At 54.5% G+C, this 356-nt stretch carries 1 pseudogene; it reads left to right on the forward strand.

The annotated features are described in order from the left end of the window. Positions 1 to 284, forward strand: a pseudogene (locus tag FS628_RS32140) (hypothetical protein); the annotation flags it as partial. Positions 285 to 356: the final 72 nt, after the last annotated feature.

Raw genomic sequence — 356 nt, forward strand, 5'->3', positions numbered from 1 at the left:
ATAAGCTGGATAGAATGGTACGGGGTTATAGGCATGTTGAAGGGGGAGAGCGGATTTTGTTGGGGGATGAGGTGATGGGGTATGTATGGATGTTGGAAGGGGATGGGGAGGGTGTGATGGAGAGGTATAAAGGGATTAATATGGTGGGACTGGGGGGAGGTGGGGTGGGAGGGGTATGTAGGGTTGTGTTATTAGGTGTAGAGATGGAAAGTGGATGGCTGACTTCACTGACTGGTTTTGCCGGAGGGGGGGGTGGGGGGGTGGTTGTGTATGGGTTCTGTTAGGGAAATGGGGTAGATGGGGTCGGGGTGGGACTGGTTGGTGTAGGGGTTAGGGGTTGTGGGAGGAGCTTGGTG

It is taken from the genome of Paenibacillus xylanexedens, assembly GCF_007676705.1.
Taxonomy (GTDB): Bacteria; Bacillota; Bacilli; order Paenibacillales; family Paenibacillaceae; genus Paenibacillus; species Paenibacillus xylanexedens_C.